This is a genomic window from Streptococcus oralis (assembly GCF_001579175.1).
Classification (GTDB): Bacteria; Bacillota; Bacilli; order Lactobacillales; family Streptococcaceae; genus Streptococcus; species Streptococcus oralis_O.
Window position 1 is genome coordinate 112,471 of sequence record NZ_KQ970762.1, and the last position, 21,287, is coordinate 133,757.

The following is a 21,287-nucleotide window of genomic DNA, read 5'->3' on the forward strand; positions in this document are numbered from 1 at the left end:
ATCTCGACGCTGGATGTATTCCTTCATCATAGGCTCTGCGTCGTTTTTACCAGCGGTCAAGGCTTCTACTGCAGCATGTTGGGCCATGGTGTTTGCCGCAGTAACCAAATATTGGTGACTCTTGATTAACTGAGCTGTGAAAGCTGCAGGAGCAAAGATAAAGCCTAAACGCCAACCTGTCATGGCATGAGACTTAGATAAGCCATTGATAATAATAGCCTGATCTCTCAGCATAGTTCCCAATGATACATGATTTTCCCCTGTATAGGTCAATTCTGAATAGACCTCATCACAGACCACAAAAATATCGTATTTACGCAAAACAGCAGCTAAATCTTCCAACTGCTCCCGATTATAGGTAATCCCTGTCGGATTAGCTGGATAATTAAGAATAACCGCTTTGAGCTTGTCACCTTGCTCCAAAATTGCCTTTTCCAACATTTCAGGAGTCAAGACAAAACCATTTTCAGTTGTATCAATCTCGACAATCTCTGCCCCAACTAGGTTGACAATCGGCTCATATCCTGGATAAGCAGGAGCTGGCAAAAGAACCCTGTCTCCTTCTTCTAAGATAGCTGTCAAAGTAGCAGATAAGGCCTCTGTCGCTCCGATAGTAACCAAGATTTCATTTTCAGGATTGTAGTCCAACTGGTATTTTTCTTTTACAAAATCACTAGCTGCCTGGCGCAAGGTCAGTAAACCGCTCATCCCTGTATAGTAGGACTGGTTCTGGTCAATCGCTCGCTTGGCCGCCTCCTTGACATGATCTGGCGTTGTAAAGTCAGGCTCTCCCAAGGTCAAACGCAGAACTCCAGGGATCTCTGAAATGGCCTGATCAAACTGACGAATCAAGGACATTTGAATCTTATCTAACTGTTTATTAAAGCGCTTGGTTAAGTCCATAGATATCCCCCTTGCTTACAGAACATAGTACTATTATACTACAAAAGCTCCCTGACCGCAAAATTCCATTTTGAGTTAATCCTTTCTGTTTTCTATTTTACTTTTCTGATGGATAAGCTTATAATAAAAAGTGCTTATTTTCGGAGGTTTATATGTCATTTTTATCAAAAAATGCGGCAGGAATCTTGGCCTGCCTTCTCATTTCTATCATATCCTGGTACTTAGGAGGTTTCTTTCCTGTCGTCGGAGCACCTGTCTTTGCGATTTTTGCGGGGATGCTCCTTCACCCTTTTCTATCAGCCTATAAACAACTGGATGCCGGCTTGACCTTTAGTTCAAAAAAATTGCTTCAATATGCCGTTATTTTGCTCGGTTTTGGTCTTAATATCTCGCAAGTCTTCGCAGTTGGGCAATCTTCGCTACCTGTTATCCTCTCCACCATTTCGATTTCCTTGATTGTTGCCTACCTCTTCCAGCGCTTTTTTGCTTTGGATACTAAACTGGCTACCTTGATTGGAGTGGGGTCTTCGATCTGTGGTGGTTCTGCCATTGCTGCGACAGCACCCGTTATCCATGCCAAGGAAAAAGAAGTGGCCCAAGCCATTTCCGTTATCTTTTTCTTCAATGTCTTAGCGGCGCTTATCTTTCCAACTCTAGGAACTTGGCTTCGCCTATCCAACGAAGGCTTTGCCCTCTTTGCAGGAACAGCAGTCAATGATACTTCTTCTGTAACGGCCACAGCCAGCGCATGGGACAGTCTTTATCAGACCAATACCCTTGAGTCTGCAACCATTGTTAAACTCACACGCACCCTTGCCATTATTCCTATCACGCTCTTTCTCTCCTACTGGCAAAGTCGAGAGCAAAAAAAAAGTCACGGTTTCCAACTAAAAAAAGTCTTCCCACTTTTTATCCTTTACTTTATCTTGGCTTCTCTCTTAACAACTCTACTTACCTCTCTCGGTGTGTCCGGTAGTATCTTTACCCCTCTTAAGCAACTCTCCAAATTCCTTATCGTCATGGCCATGAGCGCCATCGGTCTCAAAACCAATCTCATTGGATTGATCAAATCCAGCGGCAAGTCCATTCTTCTTGGAGCCCTTTGCTGGATTGCTATCATCATTACCAGCCTAGGCATGCAGGCATTGATTGGTATTTTCTAAGACAAAAGGTAGCCCACTGGCTACCTTTTATTGTTCAAGAATTAAGCGTGTGTGTTCTCTCTTGATACAGCGATTCATCACGATGTCGTCGCATCCTCCAGCACGCAAGATTTCTTCCGCTTCTAGACTTTCTAGACCTAGTTGTGCCCAAAAAACCTTGGCATCAGCCTTGAGAAAATCACGCGCCACATCTGGTAAAAACTCGCTCCGTCGGTAAACATTGACAATATCGACAGGAAAAGGAATCTCAGCTAGGCTTGCATAGGCCTTTTCTCCCAAGATTTCGCCACCTGCAGCCTTGGGATTGACTGGAATGATTTTATAGCCCCGAGCCTGCATTTCCTTAGTCACTCGGTTGCTAGTTGTTTCTTCACGATCGGACAAGCCTACTACTGCTAACGTTTTACTGGTTGCAAGATACTGACGTACCACACCATCACTTGGATTGATAAATTCTTGGTTCATAGAAATCCTCCTTTTTCATCAGTATAGCATATTTTGAAAAGGCTTGCAGATTTTGACTACAAAAAAATTCCTAGCAAGAAAAGAAACCTGCTAGGAGAACGATCTATTTCAAGTGAAAGTTTAGATTTTTTTCTCGATACTAAATAATGGAGAAAGAGGACGTTTTTCGTGGATACGTACAATGGCATCTCCTAAGAGATGAGCGATAGAGATTTGCTCAATCTTATCAATCAAACGTTCTTCTGGCAAGTAGATGGTATCCAAAACAACCAATTTTTCAATAGCTGATTTTTGAATATTATCCATAGCTGGCCCCGAAAGAACTGGGTGTGTACAGCTTGCATAGACCGCAACTGCGCCTGCTTCAGCAAGAGCATCTGCCGCATGACAAATAGTTCCAGCTGTATCAATCATATCGTCAATCAAGATACAAGTCTTACCTTCTACCTTACCAATGATATTCATCACTTCACTGGTATTCATCTTGTCTACACTACGGCGTTTGTCAATAATTGCAATCGGAGTTTTCAAAAACTCTGCCAATTTACGAGCACGAGTTACCCCACCATGGTCTGGACTGACAACAACATAGTCTTGTCCAACCATTCCACGACGTTCGAAGTAGTCCGCAATCAATGGAGCGCCCATCAAGTGATCCACAGGAATATCAAAGAATCCCTGAATCTGTGCAGCGTGCAAATCAATCGTCAACAAACGATCTACCCCAGCAACTTCTAGCATGTTTGCAACGAGTTTTGCTGTGATTGGCTCACGCGCGCGCGCTTTTCTATCCTGACGTGCGTAACCATAGTAAGGCATAACAACGTTGACAGATTCTGCACTAGCCCGCTTCAAGGCATCTACCATGATCAAAATTTCGAGCAGATTGTCATTTACAGGTGAGCTCGTTGATTGTAGGATAAAGACATGTTTTCCACGGATTGATTCTTCGATATTGACCTGAATCTCCCCATCTGAAAATTGACGAACAGTCGATTTCCCCAACTCTATCCCAATCTCTTGCGCCACACGCTCTGCCAATTCTCTATTTGAAGAAAGGGCAAACAGCTTTAAATCAGAAAAAGACATGATTTCCTCCGGTATCTATGTATCACTTGTTTTTTACACAACATTTTCCATCTACCATTGTAGCGCTTTTTCCTTTATTTTTCAATCAAAAATAAAACAATAGTAAACATTTATACCCTTGTTTTTTACTATTTTATATTAGCTATATTAAAATTAAAATCGCTACATTTGAAGTAGCGATCTTATGCTAGGATTAGAATTCTGCAAGATGAAGTTAGTATACTTCTCTCATACTCCCTGTATCCACATCGTAAACCGCACCTGAAATAGCCACATCATCAGGAATCAGTGGAGATTCTCGAAGCAACTGCATATCCTCTTTCACACTCTCTTCAACATCCTGGAATGGTAAAAAATCTTGACCAGAAACATCAACCCCGAGCTCGTGCTTCAAATGCTCTTGAAAAGACTCGTTTTGAAAGGTTTGAGCTCCACAGTCTGTATGGTGAAGCACCACAATTTCACGTGTACCCATTTGTTGCTGGGAGATCACCAGCGAACGAATCATGTCCTCTGTTACTCTACCGCCAGCATTCCGCAAGATATGGGCATCCCCAAGTGCTAAACCTAAAGCTTGCGCGACGTGTAGCCGTGAGTCCATGCAGGTCACAATTGCTACTCTTGTTTTCGGCTTAAGTGGCAGATTTAATTTCCCATGAAGGGCAACGTAAGCCTGGTTGGCTTGCATAAACTGTTCAAAATACGACACGATTTCCCCCTTAAAAATTTGATAATCAAATATTTCTCCTATCTTATCATTTTTGAGAGGATTTGTCACAGATTAAGCAAAGACCATTTTCAAAACTTCCTGGATAGTCGTCACTCCTATCGCCTGAATTTCTTGAGGTGGTTTAATGCCTATCAAGGAATTTTTGGGTACATAAATTTTTGTAAACCCAAGCTTCGCAGCTTCATTGATGCGTTGCTCGATACGATTCACACGCCGAATCTCTCCAGTCAAACCTAACTCTCCCACAAAACATTCTTGGGGATTGGTTGGTTTGTCCTTGTAGCTCGAAGCAATGGCGACTGCAACAGCTAAGTCTATCGCAGGCTCGTCTAGTTTGACACCACCAGCAGATTTGAGATAGGCATCTTGATTTTGCAAGAGAAGCCCTGCACGTTTTTCCAAAACAGCCATAATCAAACTCGCACGATTGAAATCAAGCCCTGTCGTCGTACGCTTGGCATTTCCAAACATGGTCGGTGTCACCAAGGCTTGAACCTCCGCCAAAATTGGACGCGTCCCTTCCATAGTTACCACGATGGATGAACCAGTGGCCCCATCCAAACGCTCTTCTAGGAAAACTTGACTCGGATTGAGCACCTCAACCAATCCACCTGACTGCATCTCAAAGATGCCAATCTCATTAGTGGACCCAAAACGATTTTTGACTGCTCTCAAGATACGGAAGGTATGGTGGCGTTCCCCTTCAAAGTAAAGTACTGTATCTACCATATGCTCCAACATACGCGGACCAGCCAGAGTACCTTCCTTGGTCACATGCCCTACGATAAAGATGGCAATGTTATTAGTCTTGGCCAGCTGCATGAGCTCAGCTGTCACCTCTCGCACCTGAGACACAGACCCTTGCACACCTGAAATCTCAGGAGACATAATAGTTTGTATAGAGTCAATGATGAGAAAATCTGGTTGGATGCGCTCTACCTCAGCTCGAACACTCTGCATATTGGTCTCGGCGTAGAGATAAAACTCACTATCAATATCCCCCAATCGCTCTGCTCGTAGCTTGATTTGCTGGGCAGACTCCTCACCACTGACGTAGAGAACCGTACCCACTTGAGACAACTGGGTTGAAACTTGTAAAAGAAGCGTTGATTTCCCGATTCCAGGATCCCCACCGATAAGGACGAGACTCCCTGGTACCACTCCGCCTCCAAGTACACGGTTAAATTCCTCCATCTCGGTCTTGGTTCGATTGACATTGATAGACGTTACTTCAGCCAGTTTCATAGGCTTGGTTTTTTCACCTGTCAGGGACACACGTGCATTCTTGACCTCGGCAACCTCAACCTCTTCTACAAAAGAAGACCAAGACCCACAGTTTGGACAGCGTCCTAGATACTTAGGTGAATTATAGTCACAATTTTGACACACAAATGTCGCTTTTTTCTTTGCGATGATAAACCTCTTTCTAAATTTCTACCTCACACTCAATTACTTGGCAAAAATCAATCTTCTCGTCTGGTACAAATTGGCGCATGAGCATTCGATGAGCGACAACTAGCACTGTCTGGTAGTCTCGGTACTTTATCATAGTTTCCAAAAAACGCGCCTTCATCTCTTCAGCTGTCTCATACTGAATAGGACTATTAGGAAGCAACTCCCCCTTGTTTTCTAAAAACAGAGTACGTGCTTTTTCAAAATTCTCTATGCCACTTTCGTAAACCTGCCATTCATGCAATAAGGGTTCTACTCTCAAAGGAAGGCCAGTAGCACAAGTAAGATAAGAAGCCGTTTCTAATGCTCGCGTCACTGCAGAAGACACCAGTATATCAGCTGAGCCAAGCAAAGGATTTTGGCAAAGTTTCTGAACTTGTTGCCGTCCTTCCTTAGATAAAGGTGCTAAATCCATCCCAAAACCTGTATAAGAACGTTCCTCTAGCTCACGGTAGTCTGGCTCTCCATGACGTACAAATATAATTTTCATCTTAGTGCCCTGTTGATCCAAATCCACCTGTCCGAACACCGTCTGCCTCGTCTCCGTCTGCAATTAAGAAAGGCGCAAAGACAGCCTGAACCACACGTTCCCCAACTTCGAGAACCACTTCCTGGTCAGTAATATTTTTCATCTGAGCAAAGATATGTCCCTCATTCCCGGGATTGCCATAATAATCCCCATCAATAACGCCAACAGAGTTAATCAAGACTAGACCCTTCTTACGAGGGTTTGAAGAACGGTCATAAAGATAGAGGACCTCAGTTGGTTGCATATAAGCCTTGACCCCTGTTGGGACGAGAACAATCTCTCCTGGCGCGATCACCGTACGTTCTGCAACCTTTAAGTCGTAACCAGCCGCATGCGCTGTCTCACGCTTAGGTAGCAAATTTTTATCTGTAAAACTCGAAACCAATTCAAAACCACGAATTTTCATATTTTTCTCTTTTCTATTATCATTTATTCTAGGCTATTTTATCTTATTTATTCGAAAAAAGCACGAAAAAAGAGCACACAACAACTTATGAAGATACGCTACGATACAATCATTTACAATATGCACTAAAATCAAGTAAAAATAATAATCATATACAAGATTCTTCCGTGGACTAACGACATTTTACAGCATTTTTGCCCCTTTTTTGCCCCTTTTTGCAAACAAAAAAACCGCAAGCTAAACAGCCTGCGGTTAAAACAATTCGAACAATATTTTAGAAATTTTCCTTTCTATTTTTTAAAAAAATTATTTAGTAGTGATGAGCCCATCTGGCTCAACAGTAAATGCAGCCTTGTCAGCCAAGCGACCGTCTGGAAGAAGCATGTAGTAGCCATCTTTGTAAGGTACAAATCGGCTAGATAACATATTTCCATCTTTTTCGTCAAGGTAATACCAGTCTGAATAATACTTCACCCAGCCTTTACGCATAGATCCATCACGATTGAAGTAATACCAGTATCCATCAATACGACGCCAGCTGGTTACCATGTAACCATGCTCATCAAAGTAATACCATTGACCATCCGTATACAATACCCAATCAGATTTCACGCAATATCCTTCGGCATCGAAGTAGAACCATGATTTGTTTTCCTCGATATACTCGAAGTCACTTTTCGGATATGTCCCATTTGCTCGAGCGTACCAATCGCCTTTATCATCCGACTGCCAGCCTTTTTTAGGTTTTTTAGGCTGTGCATTTGGGTTTGTCAAACGATACACATAATAGTAAGGCCGTCCTGCGTATAGCCAAATATCATCATGATCGTTTACTGTAATTCCATCATAACGATAGTTACAGTGGATAATGTTATCACTATCCACGAAAATACCAGTATGGCCACCTGCTCCGCTAGAGTAGCCACGGCGCCCCCAGATAAAAATATCTCCACGCTGAGCATCCCACGGAGCATTCTCAGAGATGAGCTCATACCCGTTTTTAATCAACCAATCATGTTCATACTCAGTATTGACTGCCCATCCAGCTGATACGGCTCCAGCGCTCAATAAAGCATAGTAGATTGAACTTGAACAATCATAGGAATCAGGGCCATTGCGGTCATCCATACTATAAGATACTTGCCCTTTTCGAGCTTGCATCCAGGCAATAGCCGTTTCAAGACTTAAACCCATGCTTATTCCCCTTTCCACGCATCATTCATCTGTTTGACTGCTGACTCAACGAATGTATCCAAGTCCTTATCAGTCATGCTGATATTGTACTTATTGAGTTCAGCACGGATTTTCGTACGGGCTTGTTCCAGCTTTTCCTCGCCCTTGAAGCCTGTCTCTTGAGCTACTTGCTCCACAGCGTTGACCGCGTTCTTAGCAATGATTTCGACAATCTTGATGGTCTTTTCACCGCCTTTTTTAATCAAAAAATCCTTAATCGATTTGACCGCGATACCAGCCAAAATGACAAGGATGCTGATTGCTCCGTTTGTGATGATTTCAGTAATCTGTTGCATTTGTGTTTTCCTCCGCAATTTCTAAATTTAAGTATTTATTGAACAGGGCATCAATACGCCCATTGCCTCCGAGTTTCTTGTAGCTCGAGTGCATTTTATGGATAATGTCCGACTCGTGAACGCTTGTATATCCACGCTTGAGTGCGACTGTAATATCACGCTCAAGCCGTAGATACATAGTAGCTAGATGCGCTTCATCATGTACTGCTAGCTTGTTGTTGATTTCGGTTATATTTTGCTTATTCTCCTCACCGATAGCGTGAATAGTATTCAATTCGCCTTTCAGCTCCTTGAACTGTTCTTGGTTGAGGTGACCTGCTTTACTAGCTCGCATGCCGAACCATCCAGTTGCAACAACTCCGATTGTGGGAGCAAGTTGAGTGATGGCATGTATCATTTTCTCAATTATTTCAGACCATGACATAAAATCCCCCTTAATCAATCCGTGGCATGACAATGGTCAGAATGCCTTTTTGCAACATTTCAGCAAGAGGTTGCTCTTTCCAAGTGTATCCCTCGTTTGCTCTCATTTGAAACATAAAGATGGTCAGCGTGCCCTTTGGCCATTTTGGATTCGTATCGTATGGATAAGGCATAGCCACGATGTCACCATTTGCATAGCGAGTGCTCTTGACAAGTGGCTTGATGAACTGAGCAACCTTGCTATAAGTGTTCGTGGGCATGCCACCGTTTTGGCCAATCGCTAGTGCAATAAGAACCTCAGTAATAGCCGATACGCTATCGATGTTCTCTTTGTTAGCTGAGAGGTCCGTCTTAGCTTTGGCCAAGGATTGAACAGCTTGCTCAATCTCAGCTTGCGCCTTCACGATGGCAGAGCCTGGGTCTAGCTCTGCTTTGATGATATCGAGCACTGCTTGAATCAAAACGTCCTCTTGCTCAGTTGTACGGTCACCTGCCAGTTCACGCATGTTCGTACTGTAACGAGTCCCATCTGACAGACGGATTTCAACTACAGTCTTGAGATTGTCACCAAGGCCACGAGTGTAGGGCTTTCCTGCCAATTCATAATTGTTAATTGCCATTTGTCATTTTTCCTTTCACTTCTTCAAATTTCGTTTTGAGTTTTTCATCTAATTCGATGATTCGTTTCATCTGCTCAAGCTCCATAGCGGTTACTGTGTAGAGGGCTTCGAGCGTTGCTGATTGAGTAGCCTCATTACCGACTTTTTCACCAAGCGACTTAATCGCTAGATTGCTGATTTGTTTGTCTTGTTCGTTCATGCTGTTTTCTCCAATTTTTCTATTTTTTGATTGAGTTCTTGAATGGCCTTGATTAAATAAGGCACAAGTTCAAATGTGCGATATGAGTATGCACCGTCTGGGTTTTCGTAGAAAGCTTCAGGAGCGTACTTCTGGACGTCTTGAGCCATGATACCACAAGAGATATCTTTGACTTTGCCATCGTATTCCTTGCGATAACTGTACGTCTTGAGTTGCTCGATAACATCGAGACCTGAGACTGTACTAGCTTCAATGTTCGATTTGTAGCGACGGTCTGAGATTTCTTTGTTTATCGGTATCCAGTCGTAACTAGTTGATCCGCTTTTATACAAATACAAATAATCGTTTGACTTACTTATTCTTTTGTATGTGTCAGAATATATCCAATGACTGAACTGATTTTTGCTATTTACATAATAAATATCGCCAGAAACTTTTAAATTTCCGTGTATTTCCGGAGTCTCCCAAAAATGAGCAGAATTATAGCAGTACATTTGTCCGGCGTTGTTCACGAACCATGCGTTGTTTCCCGGCGTGTTCCAATCGTTACCCCAATTGACCCAAAGAGCAGTTTGTCTCCATTTTCCTGGGCCATTTATTGAGGTACCCATACCTACTGAAAAATGGTCGACACTTGTCAGCCAATAAACTGAAGGGTCCTTATCATGCGTACCAATTTGGAATCCGCCGATTTTCCCTTTGTACCCTTCGAGCAATGTTGCAGATACTACGACCGAGCGAAGCTTGTTGATAAAAGCCTCTTTAGCAGCAAGCGTGTCCGTGAAGATATCGCTTGAAACGAACATCCGAGCCATGGCTGAGTCCATAATCAACTTATCTGCTGTGATAGTTTTAGAACCAATAATTTCAGCGTTCAGCTTGGCAAAATTACCCTCACCAACGAACAAGCGTTTGAAATATCCATCAATCGCTGTTAATTCGTCAAGCAAGGTCTTGCCTTTCAAACGGATTTTCTCTGCTTCAATCAAAATTTGATTGTTAGTCGCATTGATTTGAGAAACGATTGAGCCTGCGCTTGTCAGGTTTTGAATTGCCCATGAGCCAGCAAGTTGACTCTGAACCGTGCGAATCGCTTCGTCCGTATCTTCAGGAGCTAGCGTGAAGGGGGTTACATTGTTTCCAGTTTCAAGTTTGATCTCTGAGATGTAAAGGTTTATTGATTTTCCAGGATTTCCATAAAACATTAAATTGATTTCATCGATATCAACTGGTAACTCATAATTAAAATTAAGTTTTTTATAAGTCGATGCAGTTATGTCGCTATTTGGAATCTCCTTCCACGCCTGTGATTTTATTGCACCGTCTTTCCTATAATGTAACCCGACGTCAAGCCCAGAAAAAGTGCTAAGTCCATCTTTTGAAATCAAAAAAGAAAGAGTGATTTTGTCGGATTTTTTTAGTTCAATTTTAAATGTCTGTTGCAAGCCAAAATAACGAGTATTTATAGATGTGCCATAAATATGCACGCCCGATTTATTTCGATTTCGCGATGAATGTTCATAGTTGAAATTTAATCCAGATATATTCGATTCTTTCCAATTTTTAGAACCGTCCCTAAAATCGGCATTCTTCACATAATTTCGGCTATCTCCGACACTTTTAGCTACCTCAACTTGAAATAGCTGATTTGTCAAAGCCATGCGAGCAACCTTATTCGAAATGTCATTCTCGTTGCTACCGATAATCCTCTCATAGAGTTTGCTTGTTTCTTGTACACGTTGAAAATCTACAAGATTCGCTTTGCCATCGAGTCGAGAAGATAAACTTGTGAATCGACCATCTACTGATTGCTTGTACTCAGCGAATTTTGAATCCATCTGCTGTCTTGCCTGCTCACTGATTTGTTTCGCCTCTTGAGCTAGCAAACTACCTGCACCAGCATTTCGCAAGGCATCGTCTGCCTTTTGCTTGATTTCATTCAAATCTATACTATCAAAATCACGAAAACGTTGGTCAATTGTCTCTGTCAGACTTTTCTTGACCTCTTCTACTTTAGCTTTAGCCAGTTCGACTTGGTCGTTAAAGTCGTTCTTGATTTTCTCGACTTTCTTGTCAAAACCTTTGCCAGCTTCTTCAATTTGGTTTTGAATTTGCTTCTCAAATTCGCTGAATTGCTCAATCTTCTTCGTGAACGTTCCTGCGTATGAATACTGAGCATCATTGCCAGATTTACTGTCTGCACCGATACGACCACGCAGACCGCCCTTAAATGTGAATGATTGACTCAAGATTGGCGATTTGAACGTTTCACCCTTGTTCGTCTTGATGGTTACCCACTGACCAACATCTAGCAGTAAATGGCCTTGGTAATTCAAATTGAACGGATAGTATCGAATATCCTTGATTTTGTGATAGAGATTATCCAAAATCGTTTGAGACATAAATAGATTATCCAATTCCAATGATAGACCAGTACGCATACCAACCGTGAGAGTCTCTTTCTCTTTTTTGCAAGTTATCCCAGCTATCTGATACTGAACTTCACTCTTGGTCAATCCGTGCATAAAGTAGCTATCTGCTGTAATCGTGATGCCTGACTCGGTTAATTCTTTGATTTCAAGTTTTCCTTCTCGATTAAAGAAACAAGACATCCCGAGCATCTGAGTAGCTGAGCTCAAGACGTCTCTGAATGTCATTTTCTTTTCTTTGGGAATTTTATCAATAACATAATTCATGGATGTAATATCCATGTATTCATTTGCTAACTCTATACCGGTCTTCAGACAAATTTCTTTAATCACTTGTCTAATTTCCGCTGGATAAGTCAAATCTGTGATATGTCCACGATTGAGTTTGAACATCCCATCCATCAAATCAAGCGTAGTCGTGTTACGGTTTCGGTCAATCTCAATGTCGTTGATGAAATACTCGCCCATTTTGACCCATTCGTAGGTTCCGTCTACTAAGAGGCCAATTTCAGGATAAACCTTATCCAGCTTATTGAATGTAGTGATAATGCTTGTGAACGTGATTTTACCACTGCCAGCACACGTTCCACCGGGCTTATAGGCATCACCTTTGATATAGCCATAATCAAAATGCGCTTCTTTGATATCGCTTGACTGATACTGCCCTACTCTGATAGCGAGAGTACGGTTCTTAGCAAACATAGCTTCATCAAATTTCCTACGTCTGAATATATCCATATTCTAACCTACCTTTCTACCAGATTAAATTTTGCGCCCGACCACGGCTTGAACTTCTCAGTAAATGAATAACTTGGAGCCGTCCTGTCTCCAACGTAAAACGTTTTAGTGATTTGTCCTAGCATCGGGTCAGGATAAGATACTATGAAAAATTCAGGCGATACAGCATTTAAAAGCTGACTCATTTCTCCTTGAGTCAGCATGCCCCATTCGCAATCTAATTTTCGTTTGGTCGTGATACGGTCACGAACCATGTCTCCGTTAGCATTACGACCTGTTTCTCCGTCAATATCTTGGATACCGACTTGAAAAGATTTGGGAGGCTTAACAGCCACCCCGTTGATAATTAAGCGTGCCATTTTACCTCCTTCTAAATGTTAAGCAAGACTTGTCCTGCACGTTCCTGTTCTCGATTGATTTCTTGGATAGCTACACGACCGAACTCGTGACCGCCAATCATGATGACGATGTCACCGCTACCGTTGAAGCCTCCTGATTGTGGTAATCCACCGCCCAAGGCATTTACTACAGCACCACCTACGATGCGCCCCATAGTCTGCAAGAATCCAGTGTTTTCAAGAGGCATAACGACTTCTTTACCAGCTTCACCAATCATGGCCACGGTCGGACTATCAACGATACCACCACGAGCTAATCGAGGTAGACTCACATAGCCAACGCTTCCAAGAGAGACGCCCGGAATCTTGTTAATCAAACCGATAACACCGTTAATCATGCCGATAAAGCCGTTCACCACATTTTCAATCGTACCGAGAACTGCATTAACCGCGCTCTTGAATGCGCCACCAACTGCGCTACCGACCATTTGGCCAGCGTTGACGAAGATGTTCTTGACTGTGGTCCAAACACCAGAGAAAAAGCTTCCAATCGTGCTAAAAGCGTTCTTGACCGCTTCAAATGCAGTCTTGAAGATATTACCGAACCACGTAGCAACGTTAGCAAGCGCAGTCGTTACATCGTTCCAACGCTCACCGAACCAGGTGCCGATTGACGAGAATACATTCGTTAGCGCGTTCCAAGCTTTTTGGAACATATCACCAAACCATTTAGCTACGTCTGCTAAAACTGTTGTGATGTCGTTCCAGCGTTCTGAGAACCATTCGCCGAGAGGTGTGAAGATAGCCACGATCCCATCCCAGATTCCTTGGAAGATCGCCACAATCGTGTCCCAAATGAATTTCAAGACTGCTACTGTTAAATCTAACAATCCAGTTAAGATTGTAGACAAGATGTTCATGATAGCATCACCCGTTTCGGTGAAACCGTCGAAAATCTTACTCATATCACTGGTAAGAATACCAGCGATGATATCAAACACGCCTTTGAGGAAGTCGGCAATGCCACCCAAGATATCAGCAACCATGTTGAATAATACACGGAAGACTTCTCCGATATACTCAAGAGTTGGAGCTAATACTCTTGTCAATTGCTCAACGATAAAGCCGATAGTAGGACCTACATAAGCGTTAATGACTTGTGACATTTCTTGGAAACTTTCGGCCATCTCCAAAATCTTTTTGATCATTGGCGAGATGTGTTTGCCAATTGTGTCCGAGAAACCCTGACCGAGTTTTTCGATAATTGGTTGGATGTAATTATTCCAACCTCTTACAAACAAACTGATAATACTTGATATAGCTTTCGTTGACGACTCAATCGTCGGACGAATGTATTGATCATACACTCGACTGATTGAGTCGGCCATATCATTGATTGCTTGTTCTGCACTTTCAAAGACAGGAGCAATGGCAGACAGGGAATTGGAAAGCGAGCTGGCGATACCAGGCATGTTATCTGTAACAATTCGCTCGATACCTTGTATAAGGTCACCACCAAGTTTGTAACTAACCTCAGTAACGCTAGCTTGAATAGCTAAAAGAGCAGATGTAATCGCACTTCCAATACGAATAGCACCAGTCGATGTTATGACATCATAGAAGCCATCTGCGAATGCCTGAGCGATATTTCCAGCCGATGCAAAGATATTGCCCGTATTTTCAAATTGTGCCACAAGCGAGCGAATAATACGCTCTTTTTGGCGTCCTAGACCGTTTGCTATGCTTTCGGAAAGGAAAACACCGATACCGACTCCAACCGTTGCCAGAGAGCCTGTAATCTGCCCTAAAGAGTATGCTATCTTCTCAATCATGAGATTAAAAGCATTAACTACTCGTGGGTCAGTAGCGATTTCTTCAAGTGTCGTCTTGATTTGACCAAGACCAATCTTGATACGTTCTAAACCTTCAGCTCTGAATGCAGCAGTAAACCCTTTGCTAAATAAGTCAGATAGTCCTTTCAGCTTATCTCCAAGACCATCGAAAATGCTCTTGAATTGGTTATCCATGTCGGTTAAGGCCACTTCTGGCAAGATGTCTTTGAAAGGTCCGCTTCCACCTTTACCTTTCTTACCTTTGCCTTTACCACCACCAGAACCGCCAGAGCCAGCCCCGTCTGAGTCATCTTTCTTGTTTAAAATCGTGATTTCATCAAATCCGGCTAAACCAAGCAACTCTTTGACTGCTTTTTTGGCATTTTTGGCAGAGTCTCCTAGATTGTCAGCAAGTCCTCCTGCTGAATCCCCTGCGTCTCCTACTGCGTCTGCGAGGTCGCCTGCGCCACCTGCAGCATCTTGCATGGCTCCACTCATGTTACCGACTGCGCCAGCTACGCCGTCTTTAACAGTCGCTTTCTTGTTGAACATCAACGCGATAAACTCAGCGAGTTTAGCAGTCACGTTCTTCAAGACCATAGCGAATGAGTTCAAGACTGGCATGATAGCGTTGATAATCGGCAAGAAGGCGTTACCGATGTTCAAAGCAGAGTCTTTCAATAACGACTTGAACAAGCTGATACTACCATTGACCGATTGTGACAAGGTCGTACCATACTTAGCAGTTGCCTGCTCCAGAATAGCCATGAGGCGGATTTGTTGCTGGGTTTGATAATCGAGTTGATCCCAACTTTGGCCATTTGCAAAACGCTTGAATGCTTCAGTTGATTGAATCATGGCCACATTTACGTTGATTCCTAGGTCTTCTCAATAATGTTATCGCATGGCTTTTTATCCATACTTCTTACAATTTCTTGTAAGTTCGGCATATATTTTCACCTACAACCGAATTGTTTAGGTGCTTACCACTCGTGGGGATATTTTATTCTATACTTTTTGACAAAACAAAAAGCACAGGTTCAATCCCTATGCTCTACGGTGACTAAGCCTTTTTAATTGCTTAGTTTACCTCGGTATCGTCATGTTTTAATTCTTTAAAAGTGTACCCTTTATAATGCTTCTTTTCACCATTCAAAACTTTGTCAATAAAAGACCTAGCTGGAAAAATATCTTTTGAAGCATCACTCTTTGATGCGTACTCCCTTGTTTCTCCAGTTTCAAGATGAATAGCTACGATAGGAATCTTAGGCTTGCCACCATCATACTTCCCTTTATTAGCTTCACTGATTTTTCGTTTTGTTTCTTCAGAGTGTTTTTTACCAAAAAATGAGTTTTTAGAACCAGTTCTTTTTTTAGCGATGTCACTCATTTTCTTTCTAAAATCATCATCTCGTTTTTTACCTGTATTTGATATTGACCGTTTTTTAATGGCTGTTGGGTTATTAAAATATTTTGCGTGAGTTTTATACCTCGCTTTTGCTTTAACACTCAATTTCTCTTTAGTGCTTTCAGCAATGCGCTTTGTTTTAACTCCTCCACCCTCAATATTATATACATTGTCAGATGATGATATCCAATAACTTTCTCTCTCATCTAAGATGTTATCAGATACTTCTTCTAAAATAGAAAATTGAAACTCTGATTCTCCAAACAAGTTAAAATCATCTTGCATTTCTTTTGAATAATGCTGGTTATGACGAAGTTTGTATTTGTGGTCATCGAATCGTCTTTTTATATTATTGGATTGACCAAAATAGCTTCTTCCTGTTTTGGTACATTTAATTTCGTATATAATGCCCATAATATCACCTCTTTTTAACTAAGTATATTATATCACATTTATACCGAAGTTACAAATTAAAGTTTAGAGTTTTACCGATTTTGGTAAGTTCTTAATCCGCCTATTTCTAAGCGGTGCGACAAAAGTCTATCGCTTCCGTGTTCCCCAGCAGACCAGAGCGAATACGCTCCATGACGTCTGTAATGCTACGACCTGAACCCTCTGCTACAACTGCCGATGTTTGCAACATCTTAGCAGTATATGCGCTCAACTTGTTCGAGTCCTTGATAAAGCCAGAAAATAAGTTTGAATACACCGCCCCATATTTCGTCGCTTCACCAACACCCATATTCATAGCGTTCGCGTTATCGTTGACCCATTTTAAGAATGTCTGTGAGCTCTCGCCCATTTGACGCTTGATTTGGTTAACCGATGCCGTGACTTCAAGAGCCATCTGCGTAGAGTACATACCGACATCTAACATTTTTTTACCAAGGTAAGCAAAGCCAGCAAATTTGGCTAGTTTACCAAACACACCTAGCATCGAGCCAGACTGCGCCTTGATTTTGTCGGTTGATGACTGTACTTTGTTAGAGGCATCTTTGACCTTATTCTCGACTTCTTTCATCTTGTTTTTGAAAGGTGCTATTTCAGCGTCAATCATAACCTTGAGCTCATCAAGAGTAACTCCCATCTATTCTCCTTTCATTTTCATTTTTCGATTATGACTTTCAGCAAACATGCGCATGCGTTCCTGGTGCAATTTCAGCTCTTGTGCCAATCTCGCTTGTTCGACCTGCTCTCGCTCTTTTTCAAAAAGTTCAGGAGCATAATCCCATACTTCAAGTGGTTTGGCATCTTTTGAAAGCAACAAGGATACATTATTTGCTATCATCTGCGAAAGTCTGTAAGATTCAATAATCTTTTCTTTTTGCTTTTGGATTGTGACACGATTATAGCTCTCAATCATCTCTCTGATTTCAAGTACCGTCAAATCCCAAAAATCGAGAGGCTTGCCCCCAATGTCCAAAAACATCGGATAAAGCCCCTCAACCATTTCTTTTACTGACAATATAGCAGTCGATTCTACTCGACTACTTCCATTTTCGCTTTGGATTTCTTGGGAGTTTTCTTCTTGCTTTCTTTCTCCCGTGGCATAAAACCCGATACTTGAAGCATCGGCAAGATGACGTCTGCCATGAATGCAGCCTGGTCTCCACCGTTATCGACATAATCGTCATATAGGTCAGATACATCTTCAAATGAGATTCCATGCTCGAACTTTTGAAGCGCTCCATGAGTCAATAACAACATGACTTTCAGTGGTGGCAAAGCAAAAGCCTCTCCCCCAGCAGGCATGAATACCTTGAGCAAGTTTGCTCCGATTTTTTCTTCAACATTCATCCCTTGCGAGGATGTGAGGCGGAGCTTTAACTCCTTATCCTCACTCACTTTCCAAATTGTGTATGGTAGAGCCATCTATTAACCTCCAATTCCATCAACGAACGTCAATTCAGACTGCAAGGCAATCTTGAGCGTGAATTCGATAACAGAGTTCACACCACCGCCGCCAAGCTTGACAGATACTTGACCTTCAAATGTGACCTTGGTACCATCTGGGTAGGTTTGTTCAAAGTAGAGTTTCTCCTTGTTGTCTGCAGCATTACGCAAGACACGATAAGGTGAAGTGGCAGTTGTGTTGTCATAAGCGAATTTGTACTCAAGTTCCCCAGCATCACCAATGCCAAATTCGTATTTCTTAACCTTGTCTGCAAGAGTCGTATTCTCGACTTTTTCAGGTTCAATACCAAACTCTGGTACCTCTTTCAAACCTACAAGATTTTGATAATCGCCTTTAGTTTTACTAAAAGCAAGCTTAATTCCGTTTGCTAACATATTTTAGTTCTCCATTCTGTATTGATAAACCAATTGTGAATTAAGGTCCACAATTCCCTCGAAGCGCATCAACTTGTGACGCAAATGCGACGGATCAGGTACATCCTGACAATCTGTTCTTCGCAATCCTAAAGATGCAAAGATTTCATTGATTTTGACTGCTAAATCACTTGTGCTGTCTTTGTCGAAGATATCTACCTTGTAGCGGATATGCGACTTCTTCTCTTGGTCATCGTACCATTCACCCGGTTTATTTTGTTCTTCCAAAAAAATGACGACTGGGACATTCTCCCAATCGTCTGGATAAGTATCGGTCACATTATCTGCGACCTTTTGCAATTCTTTGTAAATTAAAGGCTTGATGTTAATCATTTTATCTGTTCTTTTATCTTTCTACTAACGAATTTTGAAACGCTTCTCGACACACGGTCATGGTTATCTTTCAAAGCAGGATACAAGTAAGGTTGAGCAGGTTGACCATACATCTTATAGAACTCACCTCTTTTTGCAAAGTGGTAAGGTCCTACGTTGATTTGGTCTTCATGCACGTACCACGGACTAGACCGATAAGACACGCTTACTTCTGGCGATATACCAGAATGATTCTCTTGCCCTTTCGGACCCGTTCCGAGCTCGACATAGGCGCTATGGTCTGAGTTTGTGAAGACTTCTCCAATGGCTTTGTCGCCCTCGATTTTAACTCTTACTTTAATGCTATTTCTCAACTCGCCTTCATTCGCTGGCGCTCTGAGTTTGGCTTCGGGTTGTACGACTGTTTTAGCAGCATGCAAGACCGCTTGCCCTACTATCTCGTTGCTCTTTGCGCCGTAGAGCTTACGGCATTTAGCGATTAAGCTATCTGCTCCGATTAAACCTGACACGTTCTAACTCCAAAACTTGATGATGACTGTATACTTTTTTTGAGATAACCCGATGCGTGACCTCTGTCTTGCTATCAATACAGACACCGTCTTTCACGTTGATATCCGCATCCTTGCTCGCATTCGCGTTCAGAATATCGTTGACTCGGTCACCGTAGATTTCAGATTGTAGCTTGCTAGTCGCTGGCCACAACTCAAGTCTTACTTCTTCAACTTCGTCCGCATATCCTTCTTTAGCGACTCCCTCATTCGTCACGTTTTTTTTGAACCGCTTGAGGTTATAAGGTTTCAGTCTATTCTTTTTCAAAAACATGACCTGCCACCCTCGCTAACCGATGCATCCGAATACGCTGTAAAAGGCCCGTAGACAAGCCTGACTCACTGTAGGTTACAGATATACCACCTTCGCTCCTAGACTGCTCTCCTTCGCTTCCTGAGCGGTTGTAGAGCTCGATTACAAGTTCAGGTAGTAACCTGTCGAGCGCTGGAGTCAGCTTCTCTCGGTTTGTTTCAGATAAAATGATATTTTCAGACCTTAAAAGTAAAGACGAGAGGACTGTTTCGTCACCCTCACCCGTCAATTGTTTTAGTTTTTCAAGTTCCATAAGACCTCCTAGTCAAAAGGAGTCGTCTCGTCTCCTTGGGTTTCAGTTTCGTCAATGATCTCGACAACATCTGCGATATCGACTGAGAACTCGCTCTTAAGATTGTGTGACAATTCGTTGAAACGCTCGTCTGTCATCTCAAAAACATCGTTCTCATATCGTCTCACTTTCGCTTGCCAGTCATTGAACGCTTGTTTTACTCTGACTTTCATAGTTCAGACCTTATTTCTTGATTTTCCAGTTAGCAGAGTCAGAGTCTGGTGCGTCGGTCGAGCTAGTGATGTCTTTGATAGCAACGTAGACCTTGTCCTCATGCGTTACTGTATCGCCTTCTTTGTATGTTGTTCCAGTCTTCCACGCTTTAGCACGGTTCACTGTCTTGCCTTGTGCTGATTTTTTAGCGGCAGGCTTAGTATCTGCAATTGTGATGATGTACTTTTGGAAATGTTCAAGTACATACGCTCCAGTGTAGAGCAATTGTTCTACCAATTCACCAAAACGGCCAGGTACATTGTCGTTGTACTTAGTGTTATCAATTTGAATTGGTGATGTCACTACACCAGGTGTAGCTGCAAGAGCGTTTACGTTTGGCAAGAATTTTGAAGGTACTTTGTAGACTGTGTAGTCATCCAATTCACCGACATATCCTTTACCAAGAACTTTTTTATCAGCATCACCTTGTGGCAAGCGCACGATTTCAGATTTGATAGCCTTGTAGAAACTTGGAGTCACGAAGAGCAAGCGTTCTTTTGTGATTCCAAGTTCATCCAATTTCTCAGACACATCAAGAACTGCATTGTAAGCGTTGTTTGCTCCTGCAGTTTTACCCATGACCACATTGTCGCTTACGTTGCCAAGTGCTGCATCAAAACGAAGTTTGTCAAGATACGGAGCGACTACTTTAGCAGCTTGACGAGCAATCACATACTCAATATTCACTTGACCGTTTGAGTCACGTTCGTCCAACTGGTCGACGAAACGGCCCCAATATTTTTCTTCTTCAAGGGTGTAGACCTTTTCTTCTACTTCAACATTGTCAAATTCATTCTTTTGGTTACGCTTGTAGTCTTTCAACTCAGTTGTGTCACCAGTTGCAACTGTGAAAGAGCGCCCTTGTAGCGTTACTGCCTCACTTGGAGTCAAGAGCGGTGTTGCGTATGAATTAACTGCCACTACATCTTCGATAATACCAAGATGACGCTTGCGTGATTCTGCTGTGTTTAATGCTTCAAATGCCATTTATTTTTACCTCATTTTTT

General features: G+C 42.3%; 25 protein-coding genes and 3 pseudogenes. 2 read left to right on the forward strand and 26 right to left on the reverse strand.

Annotated elements, in window-relative coordinates:
• Positions 1-903: pseudogene (locus SORDD24_RS09940) on the reverse strand (pyridoxal phosphate-dependent aminotransferase); the annotation flags it as partial.
• 152 nt (positions 904-1,055) lie between these two features.
• On the opposite strand from SORDD24_RS09940, the gene SORDD24_RS09945 reads away from it, so the two are divergent.
• A complete protein-coding gene (locus tag SORDD24_RS09945; RefSeq protein ID WP_061409995.1) occupies positions 1,056-2,066 on the forward strand; it encodes a YeiH family protein in 1,011 nt (336 codons plus the stop codon).
• 27 nt (positions 2,067-2,093) lie between these two features.
• Here SORDD24_RS09945 and SORDD24_RS09950 read toward each other — a convergent pair whose 3' ends face one another.
• From SORDD24_RS09950 to SORDD24_RS10005, 12 genes are all read right to left on the reverse strand, one after another.
• Positions 2,094-2,531: a CoA-binding protein gene (locus SORDD24_RS09950; RefSeq protein ID WP_061409997.1), complete on the reverse strand. Its 438-nt coding sequence runs from the start codon at positions 2,529-2,531 to the stop codon at positions 2,094-2,096.
• A 120-nt stretch (positions 2,532-2,651) separates the two neighbouring features.
• Positions 2,652-3,620, reverse strand: a complete 969-nt coding sequence (locus SORDD24_RS09955; protein ID WP_061409999.1) for a ribose-phosphate diphosphokinase — start codon at positions 3,618-3,620, stop codon at positions 2,652-2,654.
• A gap of 214 nt (positions 3,621-3,834) precedes the next feature.
• Positions 3,835-4,329 carry a beta-class carbonic anhydrase gene (locus SORDD24_RS09960; RefSeq protein ID WP_061410117.1) on the reverse strand — a complete coding sequence of 165 codons (495 nt, stop codon included), beginning with the start codon at positions 4,327-4,329 and terminating at the stop codon, positions 3,835-3,837.
• A 72-nt stretch (positions 4,330-4,401) separates the two neighbouring features.
• Positions 4,402-5,763, reverse strand: coding sequence for a DNA repair protein RadA (gene radA, locus SORDD24_RS09965; RefSeq protein WP_081103586.1), 1,362 nt, complete (start codon positions 5,761-5,763; stop codon positions 4,402-4,404).
• 13 nt (positions 5,764-5,776) lie between these two features.
• Positions 5,777-6,292 (reverse strand): histidine phosphatase family protein, encoded by a 516-nt coding sequence (locus SORDD24_RS09970; RefSeq protein WP_061410001.1) that lies wholly within the window; start codon positions 6,290-6,292, stop codon positions 5,777-5,779.
• Between the two features lies 1 nt (position 6,293).
• Positions 6,294-6,737, reverse strand: a complete 444-nt coding sequence (locus tag SORDD24_RS09975; protein WP_000701999.1) for a dUTP diphosphatase — start codon at positions 6,735-6,737, stop codon at positions 6,294-6,296.
• 306 nt (positions 6,738-7,043) lie between these two features.
• The gene (locus SORDD24_RS09980; RefSeq protein WP_061410002.1) at positions 7,044-7,931 is read right to left on the reverse strand and encodes a peptidoglycan amidohydrolase family protein; all 888 of its coding nucleotides are present in this window, start codon (positions 7,929-7,931) and stop codon (positions 7,044-7,046) included.
• Positions 7,932-7,933: 2 nt separating this feature from the next.
• Positions 7,934-8,266 (reverse strand): phage holin, encoded by a 333-nt coding sequence (locus tag SORDD24_RS09985; RefSeq protein WP_061410004.1) that lies wholly within the window; start codon positions 8,264-8,266, stop codon positions 7,934-7,936.
• Positions 8,250-8,690 (reverse strand): hypothetical protein, encoded by a 441-nt coding sequence (locus tag SORDD24_RS09990; protein ID WP_061410006.1) that lies wholly within the window; start codon positions 8,688-8,690, stop codon positions 8,250-8,252. Before SORDD24_RS09990 ends, SORDD24_RS09985 begins: the two co-directional genes overlap by 17 nt.
• A 10-nt stretch (positions 8,691-8,700) precedes the next feature.
• Positions 8,701-9,309, reverse strand: coding sequence for a hypothetical protein (locus tag SORDD24_RS09995; RefSeq protein WP_061410008.1), 609 nt, complete (start codon positions 9,307-9,309; stop codon positions 8,701-8,703).
• Positions 9,299-9,508, reverse strand: a complete 210-nt coding sequence (locus SORDD24_RS10000) for a hypothetical protein (RefSeq protein WP_061410010.1) — start codon at positions 9,506-9,508, stop codon at positions 9,299-9,301. Before SORDD24_RS10000 ends, SORDD24_RS09995 begins: the two co-directional genes overlap by 11 nt.
• Entirely contained in the window at positions 9,505-12,270 is a 2,766-nt protein-coding gene (locus SORDD24_RS10005; RefSeq protein WP_231082761.1) for a tail fiber domain-containing protein, read from the reverse strand. The genes SORDD24_RS10000 and SORDD24_RS10005 overlap by 4 nt, the downstream gene beginning before the upstream one ends.
• Positions 12,271-12,306: 36 nt before the next feature.
• Here SORDD24_RS10005 and SORDD24_RS11950 point away from each other — a divergent pair, with 36 nt between their 5' ends.
• Entirely contained in the window at positions 12,307-12,435 is a 129-nt protein-coding gene (locus SORDD24_RS11950; RefSeq protein ID WP_269139597.1) for a hypothetical protein, read from the forward strand.
• 248 nt (positions 12,436-12,683) lie between these two features.
• Here SORDD24_RS11950 and SORDD24_RS10010 read toward each other — a convergent pair whose 3' ends face one another.
• From SORDD24_RS10010 to SORDD24_RS10070, 13 genes and pseudogenes are all read right to left on the reverse strand, one after another.
• Complete coding sequence (locus tag SORDD24_RS10010) at positions 12,684-13,034, reverse strand: DUF6711 family protein (protein WP_061410014.1); 351 nt, start codon at positions 13,032-13,034, stop codon at positions 12,684-12,686.
• Between the two features lie 11 nt (positions 13,035-13,045).
• A pseudogene (locus SORDD24_RS11880) lies at positions 13,046-15,733 on the reverse strand (phage tail protein); the annotation flags it as partial.
• 193 nt (positions 15,734-15,926) lie between these two features.
• Entirely contained in the window at positions 15,927-16,667 is a 741-nt protein-coding gene (locus SORDD24_RS10020; RefSeq protein WP_061410018.1) for an NUMOD3 domain-containing DNA-binding protein, read from the reverse strand.
• 124 nt (positions 16,668-16,791) lie between these two features.
• A pseudogene (locus tag SORDD24_RS10025) lies at positions 16,792-17,340 on the reverse strand (hypothetical protein); the annotation flags it as partial.
• On the reverse strand, positions 17,341-17,682 hold the full coding sequence (locus tag SORDD24_RS10030; RefSeq protein WP_061410022.1) for a hypothetical protein: 342 nt from the start codon (positions 17,680-17,682) through the stop codon (positions 17,341-17,343).
• A gap of 50 nt (positions 17,683-17,732) precedes the next feature.
• Entirely contained in the window at positions 17,733-18,125 is a 393-nt protein-coding gene (locus SORDD24_RS10035; protein ID WP_061410024.1) for a DUF6096 family protein, read from the reverse strand.
• Positions 18,126-18,128: 3 nt separating this feature from the next.
• The gene (locus SORDD24_RS10040) at positions 18,129-18,542 is read right to left on the reverse strand and encodes a phage tail tube protein (RefSeq protein ID WP_061410026.1); all 414 of its coding nucleotides are present in this window, start codon (positions 18,540-18,542) and stop codon (positions 18,129-18,131) included.
• Between the two features lie 3 nt (positions 18,543-18,545).
• Positions 18,546-18,914 carry a hypothetical protein gene (locus SORDD24_RS10045; protein ID WP_061410028.1) on the reverse strand — a complete coding sequence of 123 codons (369 nt, stop codon included), beginning with the start codon at positions 18,912-18,914 and terminating at the stop codon, positions 18,546-18,548.
• Positions 18,911-19,423, reverse strand: coding sequence for an HK97-gp10 family putative phage morphogenesis protein (locus tag SORDD24_RS10050; RefSeq protein WP_061410030.1), 513 nt, complete (start codon positions 19,421-19,423; stop codon positions 18,911-18,913). Before SORDD24_RS10050 ends, SORDD24_RS10045 begins: the two co-directional genes overlap by 4 nt.
• A complete protein-coding gene (locus SORDD24_RS10055) occupies positions 19,398-19,736 on the reverse strand; it encodes a hypothetical protein (protein ID WP_061410032.1) in 339 nt (112 codons plus the stop codon). Before SORDD24_RS10055 ends, SORDD24_RS10050 begins: the two co-directional genes overlap by 26 nt.
• A complete protein-coding gene (locus SORDD24_RS10060; protein WP_061410034.1) occupies positions 19,717-20,028 on the reverse strand; it encodes a phage head-tail connector protein in 312 nt (103 codons plus the stop codon). Before SORDD24_RS10060 ends, SORDD24_RS10055 begins: the two co-directional genes overlap by 20 nt.
• An 8-nt stretch (positions 20,029-20,036) precedes the next feature.
• A complete protein-coding gene (locus tag SORDD24_RS10065; protein ID WP_061410036.1) occupies positions 20,037-20,240 on the reverse strand; it encodes a hypothetical protein in 204 nt (67 codons plus the stop codon).
• A 10-nt stretch (positions 20,241-20,250) separates the two neighbouring features.
• Positions 20,251-21,267 (reverse strand): carbohydrate-binding protein, encoded by a 1,017-nt coding sequence (locus SORDD24_RS10070; RefSeq protein WP_061410038.1) that lies wholly within the window; start codon positions 21,265-21,267, stop codon positions 20,251-20,253.
• Positions 21,268-21,287: the final 20 nt, after the last annotated feature.

Excerpts from the sequence above, each read along its gene's own strand:
- SORDD24_RS10045 (WP_061410028.1), bottom strand. The coding sequence starts at position 18,914 with ATGATTAACATCAAGCCTTTAATTTACAAAGAATTGCAAAAGGTCGCA.
- SORDD24_RS09950 (WP_061409997.1), bottom strand. The coding sequence starts at position 2,531 with ATGAACCAAGAATTTATCAATCCAAGTGATGGTGTGGTACGTCAGTAT.
- SORDD24_RS09970 (WP_061410001.1), bottom strand. The coding sequence starts at position 6,292 with ATGAAAATTATATTTGTACGTCATGGAGAGCCAGACTACCGTGAGCTA.
- SORDD24_RS10035 (WP_061410024.1), bottom strand. The coding sequence starts at position 18,125 with ATGGCTCTACCATACACAATTTGGAAAGTGAGTGAGGATAAGGAGTTA.
- SORDD24_RS11950 (WP_269139597.1), top strand. The coding sequence starts at position 12,307 with ATGTCCACGATTGAGTTTGAACATCCCATCCATCAAATCAAGCGTAGT.
- SORDD24_RS09990 (WP_061410006.1), bottom strand. The coding sequence starts at position 8,690 with ATGTCATGGTCTGAAATAATTGAGAAAATGATACATGCCATCACTCAA.
- SORDD24_RS10030 (WP_061410022.1), bottom strand. The coding sequence starts at position 17,682 with ATGTTTTTGGACATTGGGGGCAAGCCTCTCGATTTTTGGGATTTGACG.
- SORDD24_RS09995 (WP_061410008.1), bottom strand. The coding sequence starts at position 9,309 with ATGGCAATTAACAATTATGAATTGGCAGGAAAGCCCTACACTCGTGGC.
- SORDD24_RS10020 (WP_061410018.1), bottom strand. The coding sequence starts at position 16,667 with ATGGGCATTATATACGAAATTAAATGTACCAAAACAGGAAGAAGCTAT.
- SORDD24_RS10060 (WP_061410034.1), bottom strand. The coding sequence starts at position 20,028 with ATGGAACTTGAAAAACTAAAACAATTGACGGGTGAGGGTGACGAAACA.
- SORDD24_RS10070 (WP_061410038.1), bottom strand. The coding sequence starts at position 21,267 with ATGGCATTTGAAGCATTAAACACAGCAGAATCACGCAAGCGTCATCTT.
- SORDD24_RS09980 (WP_061410002.1), bottom strand. The coding sequence starts at position 7,931 with ATGGGTTTAAGTCTTGAAACGGCTATTGCCTGGATGCAAGCTCGAAAA.
- SORDD24_RS09945 (WP_061409995.1), top strand. The coding sequence starts at position 1,056 with ATGTCATTTTTATCAAAAAATGCGGCAGGAATCTTGGCCTGCCTTCTC.
- SORDD24_RS10065 (WP_061410036.1), bottom strand. The coding sequence starts at position 20,240 with ATGAAAGTCAGAGTAAAACAAGCGTTCAATGACTGGCAAGCGAAAGTG.
- SORDD24_RS09985 (WP_061410004.1), bottom strand. The coding sequence starts at position 8,266 with ATGCAACAGATTACTGAAATCATCACAAACGGAGCAATCAGCATCCTT.
- SORDD24_RS10040 (WP_061410026.1), bottom strand. The coding sequence starts at position 18,542 with ATGTTAGCAAACGGAATTAAGCTTGCTTTTAGTAAAACTAAAGGCGAT.
- SORDD24_RS10010 (WP_061410014.1), bottom strand. The coding sequence starts at position 13,034 with ATGGCACGCTTAATTATCAACGGGGTGGCTGTTAAGCCTCCCAAATCT.
- SORDD24_RS09975 (WP_000701999.1), bottom strand. The coding sequence starts at position 6,737 with ATGAAAATTCGTGGTTTTGAATTGGTTTCGAGTTTTACAGATAAAAAT.
- SORDD24_RS09955 (WP_061409999.1), bottom strand. The coding sequence starts at position 3,620 with ATGTCTTTTTCTGATTTAAAGCTGTTTGCCCTTTCTTCAAATAGAGAA.
- SORDD24_RS10055 (WP_061410032.1), bottom strand. The coding sequence starts at position 19,736 with ATGTTTTTGAAAAAGAATAGACTGAAACCTTATAACCTCAAGCGGTTC.
- SORDD24_RS10000 (WP_061410010.1), bottom strand. The coding sequence starts at position 9,508 with ATGAACGAACAAGACAAACAAATCAGCAATCTAGCGATTAAGTCGCTT.